Raw genomic sequence first — 17,312 nt, forward strand, 5'->3', positions numbered from 1 at the left:
TGTGGAAAAAGGATTCGCCAACCCCCGGCCGGGCCCTCGGCTCATCACCTCCGAGCGGCCGCTTGACGTGGCACAGCTGGTGTGCGGCTCGCGCCGCCACCTCCTTTCACAGGCATGAAAGGTTGTGCACGATTCGACTGCTCACTGAGCAGAATCGCGCATGGCACTGAACGATAGGAGCTGGTCCGTACCAGTTCAAGGGGATGCGCGACGAGGAGTCTCAACCGTTATTGAACCTCCCCCGTGACCTGCTGCTCCGGTCCGTGATCAGCGGGCCGGGCGGCGCAGGCGGCCCAGCCGGCGGCGTTTCGGCGTACGCGCGCCGACCGAACCGAACACGACCGTGCCGCTCACTTCGATGACGGGGGCGTCCGGGCCCTGCGGTTGCCGTACGCGCAGCGCCTGGGTGCCGACGATGGACCGCCCGGTGAACTCCACGCGCACGCCCTCGGGAACGACCAGCCGGAGCCGTCCGCCGAGCACGCTCGCGCGTACGACGATGTGGCGGCGCTGCAGCAGCGCCTCGCGCAGATCGATCTCCAGCGTGCCGAAGACCGCCGCGGCCGCGAACCGGCCGGGCACGACCCACCGCCCGTCGCGCCGTACGGTGCCGAACAGGGCGTGCAGCGGTCCGGGGTCCAGCCGGATGGGCTGCCGGTCGTCCGGCAGCAGGTCACGGGTCAGCTCGGCGAGCTCGCCCAACGTGCGGGCGGCGTACGCCCGCTCGACCCGCTCACCGTGCTCGTCGAGGGTGATCCGGCCGTCGCTGTGGGCCTCCCTCAGCAGCCGCACGACGTTCTCCCGGTCGGTGTCGGAGGCGCGCAGCTCACGAGGGGAGAGATCGTCGCCGCCGGATTTCCACGGAAGGTCCACGACCCAGACGATATTCGTTGGCGGTCTGTCGTAGGCGCTGCCTACCGTGAACGATATGGCCATCCTGCTGCGCGACGTCGTCAAGCGATATACCGATCGTGACGGCACGTCGATCGCGGCCGTCGACGGGCTCACGCTGGAGGTGCCCGACGGCGTCTGTCTCGGGCTGCTCGGCCCCAACGGCGCCGGCAAGTCCACGACGATGCGGCTGCTGACCGCCCAGTCAAGGGCCGACGAGGGAACGATCAACGTGCTCGGCCACGCCATCCCGCGCGAGGCCAAGCAGGCACGGGCCCTGATGGGCGTGGTGCCGCAGACCGACAACCTCGACGAGGAGCTGACCGCCCGGCAGAACCTCGAGGTCTTCGCGAGGCTCTACCGCGTCCCGCGCGCCGGCGTGCGCGCGGCGGTCGACCGCGCGCTGGAGATCGCCCACCTGACCGGCCGTGCCGACGCGCGCGCCGAAAAGCTGTCGGGCGGCATGCGGCGGCGGCTGCTGGTCGCACGCGGGCTGGTGCACTCGCCGCGTCTGGTGCTGCTGGACGAGCCGACCGTCGGCCTCGATCCGCAGGTGCGCGCGGACCTGTGGGGGTTGATCGCCGGGCTGCGCGCGTCGGGGGTGACCGTGCTGATGTCCACGCACTACATCGAGGAGGCCGAGCGGCTCGCCGACACCTGCGCCCTGATGTCACACGGCAAGGTGATCGCGACCGGCAGCCCCGCCGAGCTGATCGCCGACCACGCGGGCGACCGCGTGGAGGAGCACGAGGGCTCGCCCGAACGGCTGGCCGAGGTCGAGGGCCTGGCCCGGCGCGCGGGCCTGCCGACCCGCCGCACCGGCCCGACCGTGTCGGTGCTGCGCGCCGAGCGGATCTCACCGTCGCTCGCCGACAGCCTGGCCAACGGCGACCGGGTCGTACGCCGCGCCGCCAACCTCGAAGACGTCTTCGTCATGCTGACCGGAGAGACCGTTGACTGACCCGGAGCGGCGAGCCGACGAGCGAGCGGAGCGGCCGGTGAGGGACGAGCCGTCCGTGGAGCGAGTGAGGAGGCGAGCGCGACCATGAGCAGGGAGCGGCGAGCCGACGAGCGAGCGGAGCGGGCGGTGAGGGACGAGCCGTCCGTGGAGCGAGTGAGGAGGCGAGCGCGACCATGAACACCGAGCGGCGAGCCGACGAGCGAGCGGAGCGGCCGGTGAGGGACGAGCCGTCCGTGGAGCGAGTGAGGAGGCGAGCGCGACCATGAACACCGAGCGGCGAGCCGACGAGCGAGCGGAGCGGCCGGTGAGGGACGAGCCGTCCGTGGAGCGAGTGAGGAGGCGAGCGCGACCAGAACAGCTGAGGACGTTCGAGTGGGCTCCGGTGCGCGGGGTGTGGCGGCGGGAGCTGGCGCTGTTCCGCCGTTACTGGGCCTCGTCGTCGTTCGCGTCGATCATCGAGCCGACGATCTACCTGCTGGCGTTCGGCTTCGGGTTCGGCTCGCTCGTGGGCCATGTCGCGGGCTACCGCTACGTCGACTTCGTCGGCACGGGCGTGGTCGCGACGGCGACGCTGTTCACCTCGGTGTTCCCGGGCATGTTCAACACCTACATCCGCCGCACCTACCAGCACTCCTACGACGCGGTCCTGGCCGCCCCGGTGGACGTGCACGAGGTGGTGGCCGGCGAGGCGTCCTGGATCGCGGTCAAGAGCGGGGTCTACTCCTGCGCTCCCATCCTCGTGTCGCTGGCCTTCGGCCTGCGCCCGGACATCGGTGTGATCGCCGTGCCGGTCTTCACCGTGCTGACCGCCGCGGGCTTCGCGCTGTTCGGCATCTGGGCGTCCACCGTGGTCCCGTCGATCAACAGCTTCGACTACATCATCAGCGGGGTGCTGGCCCCGCTGTTCCTGGTCGCGGGCACGTTCTTCCCGATCAGCGGCCTCCCCCACTGGGCCCACCCGATCGCGCGCGTCAACCCGCTGTACCACTGCGTGGAACTGGTACGCCACGCCGTGTTCGGCTTCCATCCGCTCGCCGACCTGGGCCACGTGGGCGCTCTGGTGGTGTTCGCCGCCCTGACGTGGTTCCTCGCCGTCCGCGGCATGCGCCGCCGCCTCATCGACTGACCCCACTGGCCACCTCCTCCCTGTCTCGCCGTGCGCCCTGTTCCCCGCCCTCACTCGGCACGAAGGGCGGTCGCGGTCCGGGCGCGGGCGGCCCAGCCCGCGGGGATCAGAGCCCCGGCCAGAGCGATCACCAGGCCGCCGAACAGCAACGGCAGAACCAACCGCAGGTCATAGACGGCCAGGTCGGCGGACGGGATACGGGTGCCGGCCGCGCGGCCCATGACGGGGAGCACCCAGGTGTGCAGGGCCATACCGCCCGGAACGCCGATCGCGCCCGCGCACAGGCCGATCGCGCCCACGCCCGTCAGCACCATGATGATCGTCTGCCGGGGGGACATGCCGACCGCCTTCAGCACGCCGAGAGCGTGGACGCGGTCGCGCGTGTCGAGAACGACCGTGTTGAAGACCCCCAGGCCCGCCACCGCGATCAACAGGAACGTGAACGTGCCGGCCAGCGTGTCCATGGCGATGATCGTGGCGCTGACCCCGCCGCCTTGGGGCATGGCGCTGCCACCGATCGGAGCCAGCGCCGCGTTCAGCCGTCCCACGTAAGCCGCCCGGTCCGTGCCCGGTTTCAGCTGCACGGCGAACGTCACGAACTTGTCGGAGGTAGGCGGCAGCGAGGAAGCGTCCGTCAGCATCAGCATGCCGACCTCACGCGGGGACAGGACCTCGCCCACCAGCCGTACGGTCGCCCGGTGGCCGTCCGACACCAGCGTGACCGTGTCGCCGAGCCGGGTGCCGGTCGTGGACAGGAACCCGGACGGGACGACCGCCTCCCCCGCACCGTGGAACCAGCGGCCCGTGACGAGCTGGTACGAGCCCCAGGCCGAGTCTCCGGTGTAGGCGATCACGGTGGTCTCTCCGGCCAGGCCGGCCAGCGACGCCGTCGTCTCATACGTGCCGAAGAACCGTCGTGTCCCCGGCTGGGCCCGGATCGCGGCCGCGACGTCGGCGGGGTCGGCGGTCTTCGACCTTCCCGCCCCCGGTGTCTCCCCGGGACCGGCTGGTTCTGACGGTGCCGCGATGTTACCCACGGCCACGTCGCCGGGCGTGTCGCGGTTGAGACCGTGCTGGATACGGTCGAGCGACAGCGCCAGGCCCGCGCCGAACGTCACACCGACCGCGGCCAGGACGACCGCGGCCGGCATGGTCGCGGACGGGGCGGGACGGGCCGCCGTCGCGGCCAGCCCGAGGCTCACCGGTCGGGGCACCGGCAGCCGGGCCATGAGCCACTGGATCCCACGGCCGCGCCCCGGTCGGCGCGTGCGACCCACCGCCAGCGCCTCGACGGCCCGCAGCCGGCCCGCCCGCAGAGCCGGAACCAGAGCGGTCACCGCGACGACCACGAGCGCGGCGACCGGCACGGCCACGTCGACCCACCCGGCGAGCGTCGTCGAGCCGGTGCCGTACACGGTGCCCTGGTCGCGCAGCACGGGGACCGCCAGCGCGTTGCCCAGCAGCATCCCGAGGACCGTCCCCACCGTGGCGGGGATCAGCGCCTGCGCCACATAGGCGCGCACGACCTGCGCCGGGGTGAACCCCACCGCCTTCAGGACGCCGATGCGGCGGGTCGCCGCGCCGACGCTGCCGCTGACGACGACGGCGATGGTCAGCACCGACATGCACAGCGCCAGAACGGCGAACGCGACGATGAAGGGTACGAATGTCCCCGCGGTCCGCTCGGCGTCCTTCTTGAGCGTCAGGTAGGAGTCCGCCTCGGTCATCGCGCCGTGCGGAACGGCGGCGCCGATCGCGGCCCGGTTCCGCGCCATCGCCGCGTCGGTGCCCGCGTGCGCGAATCGGTAGAGCATCTGCAAATCCGGTGCGGTGCCCGGCGGCGTCAGCGCGGCGAGCCGGTCCGGGGTCACGAACAGGTCCGGCCCGGCCGAGCGCGTCAGTCCGACGACCCGCAAGGAGGGACGGCCCGGCGCGTCCGTGAAGGTCACTCGATCGCCCACCTCGAACGGCACGCCGGTCCCGTTCACGACGACCTCCCCCGGCCCTGCCACCCAGCGGCCCTGGGCCAGGTCCACGACGCCGACCGGTCCACCGGCGCTCGGTCGGCCAACGACGGTGAGCGGCGCGCTCTCGGGGTCGTCGCGCCAGTGCACGAGGGCGGTCAGCAACGGGTACGGCCCGGCGGAGGCGATCAGTCCCGGCACCCGGGCGGTGGCCGCCACCTGGGCCCGCGTGACCCGCGAACCGTCGAAGCGCGCCGTCAGATGCGCGCCCCGGTGCGCGGCGAACGCCCGGTCGAACGGCCCCCGCGAGGCGACGATCAGTCCGGTGCCCAGGACCGCGGCGACGACCGCGAGCATCGTCGTCAGCGCCATCACCACCGTCTGTGCCCGCCGGCGCCCCACGCCGGCCCGGACGACCTTCCCGAGCGCGCTCCTGTCGCTCATCGGACCCCACCCGCGATCCGGCCGTCCACCAGCTCGATGGTCGTGGTCGCGCATGCGGCGGCGAGCGCCCGGTCGTGGGTGACCAGCATGATCGTCTGGCCGTCGGCGTGCAGGCCGGTCAGCAGCTCGCGTACGTCGGCCGCCGAGGCGGTGTCCAGGGCGCCGGTGGGCTCGTCGGCCAGCAACAGCGAGGGCCGGTTCATCAGCGCCCGTGCGACCGCGACGCGCTGCCGCTCGCCGCCCGACAGCCGCCCGGGGAAGGCGCGGGCGTGCCGGGCGATGCGGAGGTGCTCCAGCAACTCGCCGGCGCGACGGCGCGACGCCCCGCGAGGCGTCCCGGTGAGCTGCGCCGGCAGCAGCACGTTGTCGAGCACCGTGAGATCGTCCAGCAGGTTGAAGAACTGGAAGACGATGCCGATCCGCGACCGCCGGTACTTCGCCAGCGCCGACTCCGACATGCGGTCCACCCGTAGCCCGTCGACGGCGACGCTGCCCGAGCTCGGCCGGTCCAGCCCCGCGATCAGGTTGAGCAGGGTGGACTTGCCGCTGCCCGACGGCCCTAGGACGGCCAGTGCCTCGCCGGCCGCGACCTTCAGGTCGAGGCCGTCCAGGGCCGGGCGGTCGTCCCCGTAGGACTTGGTGACGCCCCGTATCTCGATCATCGTCGCTCCTTGCGTACGGATGCGACGACGGTAGGAAGGGGGCCGGTGACCGTGCGTCGCCCGTGCCGCCGAAATCCCGTACATCGCGCGGTGGGGCGGTCTGGAGCGTCATCCGCGCGATGTAGTCCGCGTGGCACGGCGCCTCCTCCTGGCGGTCAATGTGCCGGCTCCGCACGCTCTGCGATATTGGACGCGTGCGGACCCTCGTCGACACCTGGCGGGCGCTGACCCGGCCCTCCACGGCACCACCGCCGCGGCCCTCGCGCTGGGCGTGGGCGGCCGACGCGGCGCTGGCCGCCGTGCTGACCGTCGGCCTGATCAGCTCCGGGATGTACCGGTACGGTCCGCAGCCGGTGCCCGTGGACGTTCCCCTCGGCGCGCCCGGCCCGCCCCGCCCGCCGACGCCCCCGCCGGCGTCCTTGGGCGCGTGGCAGGTCGCGCTGCTCGCGCTGACCACGCTGCCGCTGGTCTGGCGCCGCCGTTACCCGCTCGCGGTCTTCTGGGTCGTCGTCGCCGCCATCCTGCTGACGCATCCCGGGCCGGGCGGGATGGCGCCCGCGTACGTGTTCGCCTCCTGAGTGATCGCGGCCTATGGAGCCGCCGTCCACAGCCCCTACCAGCAGGCCGCCGCGGTCAGTGCGGTGATCGGCGGCGCGGTGGTCCTCGCCCGGCTGGCGGCGACCTTCGCGGCCCTGCCGGCCTGGTTGAAACTCGCCCTGTTCCTCGTGCCGGTCAGGCTCGCGGCGAACGCCATCCACACCTGGCGGCAGCGCGCCCGCGCTCTGGAGGCCGAGCAGGAGGTCGCCGCGCGGCTGGCCGTGGCGAAGGAGCGGTCGCGCATCGCGCGGGACCTGCACGACGTGGTCACCCACAACGTCAGCGTCATGGTCGTCCAGGCCGGCGCCGCGCGCATGGTGCTGCCCGACGACCCCCAACGCGCGCAGGAGGTGCTGCATGCCGTCGAGGAGGGCGGCCGGACCGCGCTCACCGAGCTGCGCCACGTCATGGGCCTGCTCGCCATGGATGGTGAGACCCTCGAGGAGGCGGAGCTTTCCCCGCAGCCGGGCCTCGACCGCCTCGGCGCCCTCGCCACGCGGATCCGCGCCAGCGGCGTGCCGGTCGAGCCGGCCGTCACCGGGGGGCCCACGACGCTGCCGCCGGGTCTCGACCTGACCGCGTACCGCGTCGTCCAGGAGGCCGTGACCAACACCATCAAGCACGCCGAGGGCGCATCCGTCAGCATCCGGGTGGAGTACGCGCGGGAGTCGCTGCGCGTAGAGGTGACCGACACCGGCGGCACACCCACCGCGACAGCCCGTACCGGCAACGGCCGCGGACTCAGCGGCCTGCGCGAGCGCCTGGCGCTCTACGACGGCGTACTCGAAGCCGGTCCCCGCCCGACCGCCGGCTTCCGGGTGCGCGCCACGGTCCCGCTGGCGGCCCCATGAAGGTGACATCATCGACCGGCTCGGCGACAGGTCACGGAGGGCATCCACACGAAGGCACGGCGCCGGAGGATCCCATGACCGACGACAGAGAACCGATGCCCACCACATTCGGGCCATTGGACCGGAACAGGAAGGCACGAGGCCGAAGGGTCCCATGGCCGGACGACACGATGCCCACCGCATTCAGGCCATGAGACCGGCGCAGGAGATTCCGGGACCGGAGGGGCCCACGGCCAGGTCGACGCGCGTGGCGATCGCCGACGACCAGGCGCTCGTGCGCACCGGGTTCGCGATGATTCTCACCGCGGCCGGTCTGGAGGTCGTCGACGGCGCGGGAGCCGTCGACGCCGTCCGCCGCACCGCGCCCGATGTCGTGCTCATGGACATCCGTATGCCGGAGATCGACGGCCTGGAGGCGACCCGGCGGATCATGGCCTCCGGCTCGCCGCCGCGCGTCATCATGCTGGCGACGTTCGACCTCGACCGCTACGTGTACGCCGCCCTGCGGGCCGGTGCGAGCGGCTTCCTGCTGAAGGACGGCTCGTCGCCTCCGTCCAACTCGTCCGCGCCGGCGACGCTCTCCTCGCCCCCACCATCACCCGCCGTCTGGTCGAGCGCTTCGCCGTCCGCGGCGGCCCGGACCAGAGCCTCCACCGGGACCTGGCCGCGCTGACCCCCCGCGAGCTGGACGTCCTCCGGCTGCTCGCCCGCGGCCTCACCAACGCCGAACTCGCCGTCCGCCTCCAGCTCAGCGAGGCCACGGTCAAGACGCACGTCGCCCGCATCCTGGCCAAGCTCGACCTCAGAGACCGGGCCCAAGCGATCATCACCGCGTACGAGACCGGCCTGGTCACGCCCGGCGGAGGATGAGCCGATCGTATTGACCGTGACGCGCCCGGTCTCTACGCTGACGCGAACCTCTTTCATGTTTCGGGAGGGCGCGGTGACGGCAGAGATCGACCGACAGGCCCGGCAAGGCCGTCTCGCGGCGTACGCCGCGTTCGGGGTGCAGGGCCTCTCGTTCGCCGCGCTGGTGACGCGGATCCCGGAGATCCAGAAGGCGCACCACCTCAGCGACGGCACGCTCGCCCTGGTCCTGCTGGCCGTGCCCGTCGTCGCCGGGGTCGGCAGCGTCCTGGCCGGGACGCTGATGCCGAGGTACGGCAGCGGCCCGGTGCTGCGGGTCGCCCAGCCGCTCGTCCTGCTGTCGATCCTCGCGATCGGCGTCGCGCCCGGCAATCCGTCGCTGTACGCGGCCACCGCGCTCTTCGGCCTGTTCGTCGGCGCAGTGGACGCCTCCATGAACGCCCAGGCGGTCACCGCCGAGACGCGCTACGGCAAGAGCCTGCTGACCGGGTTCCACGCGATCTGGAGCGCGGCCGGCATCCTCGCCGGGCTGTGGATCGCGCTGGCCAACCGGGTCGACGTGGGGCTCGGCACCGGGTTCGCCGTCCCGGCCGCGCTCGGGCTCGTGGTCTCCCTCTTTAGCGGCCATCGGCTGTATCCACGGGCGATGGAGTCCGCCGGGCCCAGCGGCGACCAGCTCCGGGCCGCCGCCAAGCGGGTCCCGTGGAGACCGATCGTCGTCATCGGCGTGGCCGTGACCTGCATGTACATCGCGGACTCGGCCACGTCGAGCTACAGCGCCAAGTACCTGAAGGACGACCTGCACGCGGCCGGCGCGATCGCGCCGCTGGCCTACGTGGCGTACCAGGTCTGCATGATGCTGAGCCGAACCGGCGCCGACTTCGTCGTACGGGCGTACGGGGCGGCGCGGGTCGTCGCGGTGGGTGCGGTGATCGGCGGGCTCGGGCTGCTGGCGGCGGCGCTCGCGCCGGATCCGGCGGTGGCGATCGCCGGGTTCGCGGTCGCCGGGCTGGGCCTGGCCGTCGTGGTGCCGACGTCGTTCTCCGCGGCCGGACGGCTCGATCCCACCGGCCTGGGCATCGCCGTGGCACGGGTCAACGTCTTCAACTACGTCGGCTTCGTGCTCGGCGCGGTCATCGCGGGTGCCGTCGCATCGGTCCTGTGGATCGCCTATGCCGTCGGCGCCGCGCTCACCCTCGTGATCCTCGGGGCCGCCCGGGGCTTCGAGCCCGCGCCGCTCGCCCGCGTCGGCCCGGACGCCCCGGTCGCCGAGCGTCCCGTCGCCTGACGGAGACGGGACCCGCGGCGTGCGTGGACGGGCTCAGTGCCGCGAGCCCTCTTCCCGCGCGATGCGCGTCATGGCCTTCTCGCCGGCGCGTTCGGCCTCTTCCGGGGACATGTCGGCGAGAGCGATGCGCAGGGCGACCTCGGCCGCGTCCGCCGCCGCTCTCGCGGTGATCGTGTGCGTGTGGGCGCGCTCGATCTCACCGAGACCGATGCAGTCGAAGGCGACCTGCGTATCGTGGGCCGCCAGCTCAAGTTGGCGGGCTGCTTCGTCCAGGCTCATCACATTCCTCCATCGTCGTGGCGGTATTACCCACCATCACCGGCCCCACACGCGTCTTCGGGACCCGCCGGTCCCACGCGAACGGCGACAGCGGCGAGCGTAGTCGACGTGCTACTCACCGTGCCGGAGAAGCCTTCAGGACGCCGCGCCGTACAGACCGGCGAACCAGGAGATCGGGCCGTCGCCCGCGCCGGCCCCGGGCCGGACACGGACGCGGATCCGGGCGGGACCGGCGCCCGCCGGCAGCCGGAGGGACCGGGACACCGGAGGACCGCCGCCGACGGCGGCGCACGTGCCGCGGACGAGCGACCCGGCGTCCCCGACCACGTACGCGGTGAAGGTCAGCAGGCGTGGCCCGGACGGGCAGGTCACGACGACCGACACCCGTGCGCCGCCGTGGCCCGCGCCGAGCCGCAGCGTCAGCGCCGAGGTGTCCGGCCAGGTCGCGCCGCCCCGGGCCAGGCGTACGGCCGGTGACCCACCCGTCTCACCGCCGATCGTCGCCGGGAGCGGACCGGTCTCCGGGGCGGACGTCCGCGGGGCGGGAGAGGGGGCCGCGGCCGAGGGAGTCCGCGGCGCCGGCCGGCCCGAGTATCGGGCGGGCGTGCCCTTCACCCCGGCCAGGACGCCCGCGCCGACCGCCAGGACCAGCACGCCGACCGTCACGACCGGCACGACCCCGACGCGCTCGGCGAGCCGCCGCCGGCGCCGCGGCGGCCGCGAAGGCGGCGACGGCGGCGCGGCGACGGCCGCGAGCATCTCCCCCGCGCGCCCGGCGGTGAGGCGCCGGGCCGGGTCCTTGGTCAGCAGGCCCGCGAGCACGGGCCGGAGCGGCCCCGCGCGCATCGGGGGGTCGGGCTCGCTGGTGACCAGGGCGCTCAGCGTCGCCATCGCGGTCTCGTGGTCGTACGGCGGGCGGCCCTCCACCGCGGCGTAGAGCGTCGCGCCGAGCGACCACAGGTCCGACGCCGGAGTCGCGGGTTCGCCCCGTGCGACCTCGGGCGCGACGTACGCCGGGGAGCCCATGAACGTGCCGGTCTGGGTCAGCGTGGTGGCGCCGTCGTAGGTCGCGATGCCGAAGTCGGTGAGCACGACCCGCCCGGAGGTCTCCAGCAGGACGTTGCTCGGCTTCACGTCACGGTGGACGATGCCGGCGTCGTGCGCGGCGCGAAGTGCGGACAGCAGTTGCACGCCGATCTCGGCGACACGGCGCGGGGAGATGGGGCCGTCGTCGACGAAGACGTCCTCCAGGGAGCGCGCCGCGACGTACTCCATGACCAGCCAGGGGCGTGAGTCCTCGATCACCATGTCGTAGATGGCGATCAGCCCGGGGTGGCGCAGCCGGCCGGCGGCGAGTGCCTCACGCTCGGTGCGCCGGAGGAGGTTCATCCGCTCGCGGTGGCCGAGGCTGGGCGGCAGGTGCACCTCCTTGACCGCGACCTCGCGGTCCTCCAGCTCGTCATGGGCCCACCAGACCGTTCCCATGCCGCCCCGGCCGATCTGGTCGATGAGCCGGTAGCGGCCGGAGAGCAAGCGATCCCGCGACTCGGCCACGAAGCGCAAGATACCTGGGAGACGTTGACTCCGGTATCCAGATCTTTGCCGTTCGCTTGCACGTAACCCGGCCGAAAATGGAGGATCGACGGATCGGGACCACCCGATCACCACGGAGGACTGGCGTATGGCGACACCTTCGGCCTCGGCGGACGAGAGCCTGCCCGCGGGCATCCGGCCGCTGACGCCTGAGGACCCCGGCCGGATCGGCGAATATCTGCTGCTCGGACGCCTCGGCCACGGTGGGATGGGCGTCGTCTACCTCGGGCGCGGCCCCGGCGGCGCTCTCGTCGCGGTCAAGATCGCCCACGGTGAGACGGCCGGCGACGAGGATGTGGTACGCCGGTACGAGGCGGAGGTCGCGTGCCTGCGCCGGGCGCCCGCCGCGTACGTCGCGGGCCTCGTGGCCGACGGCAGCGCCCACCGGCCGCCCTACATCGTCACCGAGTACGTCGAGGGGCGGTCGCTGGCGCAGGCCGTGAACGCCGACGGGCCACTGTCCGGCACGGCGCTGCGGGCGCTGGCGGTCGGCGTGGCCCGCGCGCTCGCCGCCGTCCACCGCGCCGGCCTGATCCACCGGGATGTGAAGCCGGCCAACATCATCTTGACCTCCACCGGGCCGCGTCTGATCGACTTCGGCATCGCGCGGCAGGTCGGGGACGCCGGCGGTCCGACCGGGCCGGGCCTGGTGGTGGGCAGCCCGGGATGGATCCCGCCCGAGCGCCTCGAGCGCCTCCCGGCCACGCCCGCCTCCGACATCTTCGGCTGGGGGTGCGCCGTCGGGTTCGCCGCCACCGGCCGCAACCCGTTCGGGCGGGGCGACCCGGACGTCCTCGCGCAGCGCACCATGTTCGACCCGCCGGACCTCGACGGGCTGGACGACTCGCTGCGCGGGCCGGTGATCCAGGCCCTCAGCAAGTCTCCGGCCGGGCGTCCCGCCGCCGCCGAGCTGCTGGCCTGGCTCGACTGGGCCGGCGCGGCGCACGGGCCCGTGCGCGAGCCCGCACACGAGGTGCCCGCCCCCGCGACGGCCCCCGACCCGGACCTGCCGCACACCGGTGACCAGGATCCGTTCCCGCCCGGCACCGCTTCGTTCGTGCCGAACCGGCGGACCGCACCGGCCGGCGGCCGGTCCGACACCAGGGATCTGCCCCGTCCCCGCCGTCCCTCGGCGTCCGGGTCGGTCGCGGTGGCCGCCACGGCGACGGCGGCGCTCGTCGTCGTGCTGCTGACGACCGCCGCCGACCACGACGGGCGCAACCCCCCGGCACGGCACGGCGGCACGCCCACGGCGGCGCCGTCGAACGCCGCCGCCACCCACCGCGTGGCCACTCCGCGCCGCCGGACACACCACCCGGCCGCGCGAAGCTCCTCCGCCCAGCCGTCCCCGACCCACGCCTCGGCGCAGAGCGCCAGGCCGGGCAAGGGGAAGGGCAAGGCCAAGGGAAGGGCGAAGGGCAAGGGGCCCGGCGGCTGAGAGCCGGGGCACCGCTCAGCGGCGGCCGATGGTCAGCAGCGGTCCCGTCGTGTCGGCGAAGAAGTCGTTGCCCTTGTCGTCCACGACGATGAAGGCCGGGAAGTCCTCCACCTCGATCTTCCAGACGGCCTCCATGCCGAGCTCGGGGTACTCCAGCACGTCGACCTTCTTGATGCAGTCCTGCGCGAGCCGCGCCGCCGGTCCGCCGATGGAGCCGAGGTAGAAGCCGCCGTGCGCCTTGCAGGCGTCGGTGACCTGCTTGCTGCGGTTGCCCTTGGCCAGCATGACGAACGACCCGCCGGCCGCCTGGAACTGCTCGACGTAGGAGTCCATCCGGCCCGCCGTCGTGGGGCCGAAGGAGCCGCTGGCGTAACCCTCCGGCGTCTTGGCCGGGCCCGCGTAGTAGACGGCGTGGTCGCGCAGGTACGACGGCATCGGCTCGCCGGCGTCGAGGCGTTCTTTGATCTTGGCGTGGGCGATGTCGCGGGCGACCACGAGCGGGCCGCTCAGCGACAGCCGCGTCTTGACCGGGTACCGGCCGAGCTCGGCGCGGATCTCCGACATCGGCCGGTTGAGGTCGATGCGCACGACGTCGCCCTCGAGGTCGTCCTCGGTGGTGTCGGGCAGGAAGCGCGCCGGGTCGGGCTCGAGCTGCTCGAGGAAGACGCCGTCGCGGGTGATCTTCGCGAGGGCCTGCCGGTCGGCGCTGCACGACACCGCGATCGCCACCGGGCAGGACGCGCCGTGCCGGGGCAGCCGGATCACGCGGACGTCGTGGCAGAAGTACTTGCCGCCGAACTGCGCGCCGATGCCGAGCTGCTGGGTGAGCTCGAACACCTGCTGCTCCAGGTCCAGGTCGCGGAAGCCGTGGCCGGCCGGGCCGCCCGAGGTCGGCAGGGTGTCCAGGTAGTGCGCGGAGGCGTACTTGGCGGTCTTGAGGGCGTACTCGGCGCTGGTGCCGCCCACGACGATGGCCAGGTGGTACGGCGGGCAGGCCGCGGTGCCCAGCGAGCGGATCTTCTCCTCCAGGAAGGCCAGCATCCGCTTGGGATTCAGGACGGCCTTGGTCTCCTGGTAGAGGAACGACTTGTTGGCGCTGCCGCCGCCCTTGGCCATGTAGAGGAACTTGTACGCGTCGCCCGGGGTGGCGTACAGCTCGATCTGCGCCGGCAGGTTGCTGCCGGTGTTCTTCTCCTCCCACATGGTCAGCGGCGCGAGCTGGGAGTAGCGGAGGTTCAGGCGCGTGTAGGCGTCGTAGACGCCGCGCGCGATGTGGCGTTCGTCGTCGCCGTCGGTGAGGACGTGCTGCCCGCGCTTGCCCATGACGATCGCGGTGCCGGTGTCCTGGCACATCGGCAGGACGCCCGCGGCGGCGATGTTGGCGTTCTTCAGCAGGTCGAGGGCGACGAACCGGTCGTTCGGGGAGGACTCGGGGTCGTCGAGGATCCGGCGGAGCTGCGCGAGGTGGGACGGCCGCAGGAGGTGGGAGATGTCGTGGATCGCCGTCTCGGTCAGCAGCCGCAACACCTCGGGCTCCACCTGGAGGAACGTACGGTCTCCGGCGCCGAACTCGCTGATCCCGTCGGTGGTCAGCAGGCGGTATTCGGTCTCGTCGGGACCCTGCGGAAGCAGTTCGGTGAAGGCGAACTCGGGCATCGGTTTCCTCACAGGCGGCACGGTGTGGTGAGGGTTACCAGGGTAGAGCGGCCCGTCGACGCGATGGACGAGGGTCTTGGTTCCGCCGAACAGGGGTATGTCCTGTTTTGGGGGAATCATGGTTCTGACCTCACAGACCTTGATCAGCGGCCTGTTCCGCAACGAAGCGGCGATCTTCGGGGTACTGATCGTCGTGGGCGTGATCCTGGTGACCCTCTTCGTCGTGGGCTGGATCGTGATGGTGCGCCGGGGCGGCAACCGCGAGTGGCCGTTCCGCTGATCTCTTGAGGCCGACGAGCACGCCGAGGCCGACGAGAAGGGCGCCGGCGAACTCGGCCATGCCCGGAGACCGCAGTCCGAGAACCATCGTGGTCCCCACCGCGCTGACCGGGATCAGCCCGGCGAACAGCCCGGCCCGGTCGGCACCGATCCGTCCCAGCGCGTTGTACCAGGCGATGAACGCGCCGGCCGTGACGACGAGCGCGAGGTACCCGAGCCCGGCGGTCTCGCCCCAGGTCGGCGTCCGCAGCACCGACCTGCCGTCCACGACCAGCCCGGTGGCCAGCAGCATCGGCACCGCCGCGGCCGCCGAGTAGGCCGAGACCCGTACCGCGCCGAGCCGGGGCAGCAGCGGCAGGGCCAGCAGCGAGAAGCACACCTCTCCGGCCAGCGCGCCGAGCGCCAGCAGGAGGCCGGGCAGGCTGCCGCCGCCCAGCCCGTTGGCCAGGGCGGCCCCGAGGGTCACCACGGCCGCCGCGGCGACGATGCGGGCGGCCGGTCGCCGCCTCTCCATGAGCGGCGCCACCACGGCGAGCACGACCGGAACCGAGCCGACCACCGTCCCGATCGTCGCGGGGCTCGTGTAGCGGGTGCCCTCGACGATGCAGACGTTGAACCCGGCCAGGCCCGTGGCGGCCAGCGCCGCCAGCAGCGGCCACTCCCAGCGGGCGCGCGGGGCCGGTCGCGGGCCGCGCAGCCGCGCCACGCCCAGCAGGATGACGGCCGCCACCGCGTACCGGACGGCCTGCCCGCCGTAGACCGGATAGCGGGAGACGGTGGCGGAGACGGCGGTGAGCGTGCCGACGGTGGTCATGGCGACGGCGGCCTGAAGAATGCCCCTGATACTGGTGTTCTGCCCCATGTGCTGAGACGCTAGAGGCCGAATGGTTCCCTCACGAGGACCAATCAACGCCACGTATTGAGGACCATTGGACCTGCATCTGCCCCTGGACCGTTCGGCCGGACGGCTCGCGGCCCAGCTCGCCGACGGCCTGCGCGCGGCGGTGCGCGACGGACGCCTGCGGCCTGGCGCGCGCCTGCCCTCGACCCGCGACCTGGCCGCCGACCTGGACGTCTCGCGCGGCGTCGTGGTGACCGCGTACGAACAGCTCGTCGCGGAGGGCTTCGTGGTGTCCCGGCAGGGCGACGGCACCCGGGTCGCGCCCGCGCCCGCCGTACGCCCGGCGCCGGAGTCGCGCAGCGAGGCTCACCGGCGTGCGCTGCGTCTCGCCGCGGGCACCGAGGCGGGCCCGGCCGACCCGCCCGGCATCTCCTACGACCTGCGGCCGGGCAAGCCGGACCTGGCCGCGTTCCCCCGCGACCGCTGGGCCTCGACGCTGCGCGACGTCCTGCGCGAGCTGCCGCACTCCGCCCTGAACTACCCCGATCCGGCGGGTGTGCCGGAGCTGCGGACCGAGCTGGCCGCGTACCTGGCACGCGTGCGCGCCGCCGTGGCCGACCCGGCGGCACTCGTCGTGACCGCGGGCGTGGCCCAGATGCTGGCGACCGTCCCGCGCATCCTGATCGAGGAGGGGCACCGGCTGCTCGCGGTGGAGGACCCGCTGGGCCACCACCAGATCCCGATGATCCGCGCCACCGGCGTCGAGCTGACCGGCGTGCCCGTGGACGAGGAGGGCATCGACGTCGACGCGTTGGCCCGTTCGCGGGCGCGGGCGGTGCTGGTCACGCCGGCCCACCAGTTCCCCACCGGGGTCGTGCTCTCCCCCCGGCGCCGCGCGGCGTTGATCGACTGGGCGCGCGACGTCGACGCGCTGATCATCGAGGACGACTACGACGGAGAGTTCCGCTACGACCGCGACCCCGTCGGCTGCCTGCAGGGGCTCGCGCCGGAACGGGTGCTGCTGGCCGGTTCGGTGAGCAAGGCGCTCTCGCCCGCGCTCCGCCTCGGCTGGGCGGTGGCGCCCCCGTGGCTGGCGGTACGCCTGCGCGCGGCACGTGGCCTGTACGACCTCGGCTCGCCAGTGCTCGACCAGCACGTCCTCGCACGCCTGATCGCCGGCGGCGAGTACTCCCGGCACCTGCGGCTGATGCGCCGGACGTACCGGGACCGGCGGGACGCGTTCGTGGCCGCGCTCGGCGAACACCTGCCGGAGGTACGGGTGCACGGCGTCTCCGCCGGCCTGCACGCGTACGCCGAGCTCCCCGGCGACTGCGACGAGGACGCCGTCGTCGCCGGGGCCGCGGCGCTGGGCGTGGCGGTGGAGGGCGTCGCCCCGATGCACGTGGGACGCCCCGGCCCTCCCGCGATCGTCGTCGGCTACGCCCGGCTCACCGAGAGCCGCATCGCCGAGGCCGTCGGCCTCCTCACGAGGGCCGTCGCCGCCGCCCGCCCCGGCGCCCGGGGCGATCTTCGCCGCGCATAGGGTCGATGCTGTCGGCACAACGTTCCGGGAGG

Annotated in this window: 14 protein-coding genes and 1 pseudogene; 8 read left to right on the plus strand and 7 right to left on the minus strand. The window is 73.3% G+C overall.

Annotated features, from left to right (window positions below; all coding sequences use genetic code 11):
- Window positions 1-267: 267 nt before the first annotated feature.
- Window positions 268-873 carry a DUF1707 SHOCT-like domain-containing protein gene (locus OG417_RS43370; protein WP_329242055.1) on the minus strand — a complete coding sequence of 202 codons (606 nt, stop codon included), beginning with the start codon at window positions 871-873 and terminating at the stop codon, window positions 268-270.
- 55 nt (window positions 874-928) lie between these two features.
- Between OG417_RS43370 and OG417_RS43375 the strand changes: the two genes are divergently transcribed.
- Together OG417_RS43375 and OG417_RS43380 are read left to right on the plus strand one after the other, a co-directional pair.
- Complete coding sequence (locus OG417_RS43375) at window positions 929-1,852, plus strand: ABC transporter ATP-binding protein (RefSeq protein ID WP_329242058.1); 924 nt, start codon at window positions 929-931, stop codon at window positions 1,850-1,852.
- 262 nt (window positions 1,853-2,114) lie between these two features.
- Window positions 2,115-2,978: an ABC transporter permease gene (locus OG417_RS43380; RefSeq protein WP_329242061.1), complete on the plus strand. Its 864-nt coding sequence runs from the start codon at window positions 2,115-2,117 to the stop codon at window positions 2,976-2,978.
- A gap of 50 nt (window positions 2,979-3,028) precedes the next feature.
- Here OG417_RS43380 and OG417_RS43385 read toward each other — a convergent pair whose 3' ends face one another.
- Both OG417_RS43385 and OG417_RS43390 read right to left on the minus strand, forming a co-directional pair.
- Window positions 3,029-5,386, minus strand: coding sequence for an ABC transporter permease (locus tag OG417_RS43385; protein ID WP_329242064.1), 2,358 nt, complete (start codon window positions 5,384-5,386; stop codon window positions 3,029-3,031).
- Window positions 5,383-6,048: an ABC transporter ATP-binding protein gene (locus tag OG417_RS43390; protein WP_329242066.1), complete on the minus strand. Its 666-nt coding sequence runs from the start codon at window positions 6,046-6,048 to the stop codon at window positions 5,383-5,385. Before OG417_RS43390 ends, OG417_RS43385 begins: the two co-directional genes overlap by 4 nt.
- Window positions 6,049-6,242: 194 nt before the next feature.
- Between OG417_RS43390 and OG417_RS43395 the strand changes: the two genes are divergently transcribed.
- From OG417_RS43395 to OG417_RS43410, 4 genes and pseudogenes are all read left to right on the plus strand, one after another.
- Window positions 6,243-6,626: a hypothetical protein gene (locus OG417_RS43395; protein WP_329242068.1), complete on the plus strand. Its 384-nt coding sequence runs from the start codon at window positions 6,243-6,245 to the stop codon at window positions 6,624-6,626.
- Window positions 6,627-7,496: a sensor histidine kinase gene (locus tag OG417_RS43400; RefSeq protein ID WP_329242071.1), complete on the plus strand. Its 870-nt coding sequence runs from the start codon at window positions 6,627-6,629 to the stop codon at window positions 7,494-7,496. It abuts the gene before it with no gap.
- A gap of 190 nt (window positions 7,497-7,686) precedes the next feature.
- Window positions 7,687-8,366, plus strand: a pseudogene (locus OG417_RS43405) (response regulator).
- Between the two features lie 73 nt (window positions 8,367-8,439).
- A complete protein-coding gene (locus OG417_RS43410) occupies window positions 8,440-9,651 on the plus strand; it encodes an MFS transporter (protein WP_329242073.1) in 1,212 nt (403 codons plus the stop codon).
- A 33-nt stretch (window positions 9,652-9,684) separates the two neighbouring features.
- Here OG417_RS43410 and OG417_RS43415 read toward each other — a convergent pair whose 3' ends face one another.
- Window positions 9,685-9,930, minus strand: coding sequence for a hypothetical protein (locus OG417_RS43415; protein ID WP_329242076.1), 246 nt, complete (start codon window positions 9,928-9,930; stop codon window positions 9,685-9,687).
- Between the two features lie 135 nt (window positions 9,931-10,065).
- Complete coding sequence (locus OG417_RS43420; RefSeq protein WP_329242079.1) at window positions 10,066-11,484, minus strand: serine/threonine-protein kinase; 1,419 nt, start codon at window positions 11,482-11,484, stop codon at window positions 10,066-10,068.
- Window positions 11,485-11,611: 127 nt separating this feature from the next.
- Here OG417_RS43420 and OG417_RS43425 point away from each other — a divergent pair, with 127 nt between their 5' ends.
- On the plus strand, window positions 11,612-12,961 hold the full coding sequence (locus tag OG417_RS43425) for a serine/threonine-protein kinase (RefSeq protein ID WP_329242082.1): 1,350 nt from the start codon (window positions 11,612-11,614) through the stop codon (window positions 12,959-12,961).
- Between the two features lie 15 nt (window positions 12,962-12,976).
- On the opposite strand, the gene OG417_RS43430 is transcribed toward OG417_RS43425, so the two are convergent.
- Window positions 12,977-14,617, minus strand: coding sequence for a fumarate hydratase (locus OG417_RS43430; RefSeq protein ID WP_329242085.1), 1,641 nt, complete (start codon window positions 14,615-14,617; stop codon window positions 12,977-12,979).
- 130 nt (window positions 14,618-14,747) lie between these two features.
- Window positions 14,748-15,758, minus strand: coding sequence for a DMT family transporter (locus OG417_RS43435; RefSeq protein WP_329242088.1), 1,011 nt, complete (start codon window positions 15,756-15,758; stop codon window positions 14,748-14,750).
- Between the two features lie 67 nt (window positions 15,759-15,825).
- Between OG417_RS43435 and pdxR the strand changes: the two genes are divergently transcribed.
- A complete protein-coding gene (gene pdxR / locus OG417_RS43440) occupies window positions 15,826-17,280 on the plus strand; it encodes a MocR-like pyridoxine biosynthesis transcription factor PdxR (RefSeq protein WP_329242091.1) in 1,455 nt (484 codons plus the stop codon).
- Window positions 17,281-17,312 lie beyond the last annotated feature (32 nt).

The organism is Actinoallomurus sp. NBC_01490 (assembly GCF_036227085.1).
GTDB lineage: Bacteria > Actinomycetota > Actinomycetes > Streptosporangiales > Streptosporangiaceae > Actinoallomurus > Actinoallomurus oryzae.

Bases quoted from the DNA above. Each gene is read 5' to 3' on its own strand.
- OG417_RS43375 (WP_329242058.1), top strand. From the start codon at position 929: ATGGCCATCCTGCTGCGCGACGTCGTCAAGCGATATACCGATCGTGAC.
- OG417_RS43380 (WP_329242061.1), top strand. From the start codon at position 2,115: ATGAACACCGAGCGGCGAGCCGACGAGCGAGCGGAGCGGCCGGTGAGG.
- OG417_RS43385 (WP_329242064.1), bottom strand. From the start codon at position 5,386: ATGAGCGACAGGAGCGCGCTCGGGAAGGTCGTCCGGGCCGGCGTGGGG.
- OG417_RS43390 (WP_329242066.1), bottom strand. From the start codon at position 6,048: ATGATCGAGATACGGGGCGTCACCAAGTCCTACGGGGACGACCGCCCG.
- OG417_RS43415 (WP_329242076.1), bottom strand. From the start codon at position 9,930: ATGAGCCTGGACGAAGCAGCCCGCCAACTTGAGCTGGCGGCCCACGAT.
- OG417_RS43425 (WP_329242082.1), top strand. From the start codon at position 11,612: ATGGCGACACCTTCGGCCTCGGCGGACGAGAGCCTGCCCGCGGGCATC.
- OG417_RS43430 (WP_329242085.1), bottom strand. From the start codon at position 14,617: ATGCCCGAGTTCGCCTTCACCGAACTGCTTCCGCAGGGTCCCGACGAG.
- OG417_RS43435 (WP_329242088.1), bottom strand. From the start codon at position 15,758: ATGGGGCAGAACACCAGTATCAGGGGCATTCTTCAGGCCGCCGTCGCC.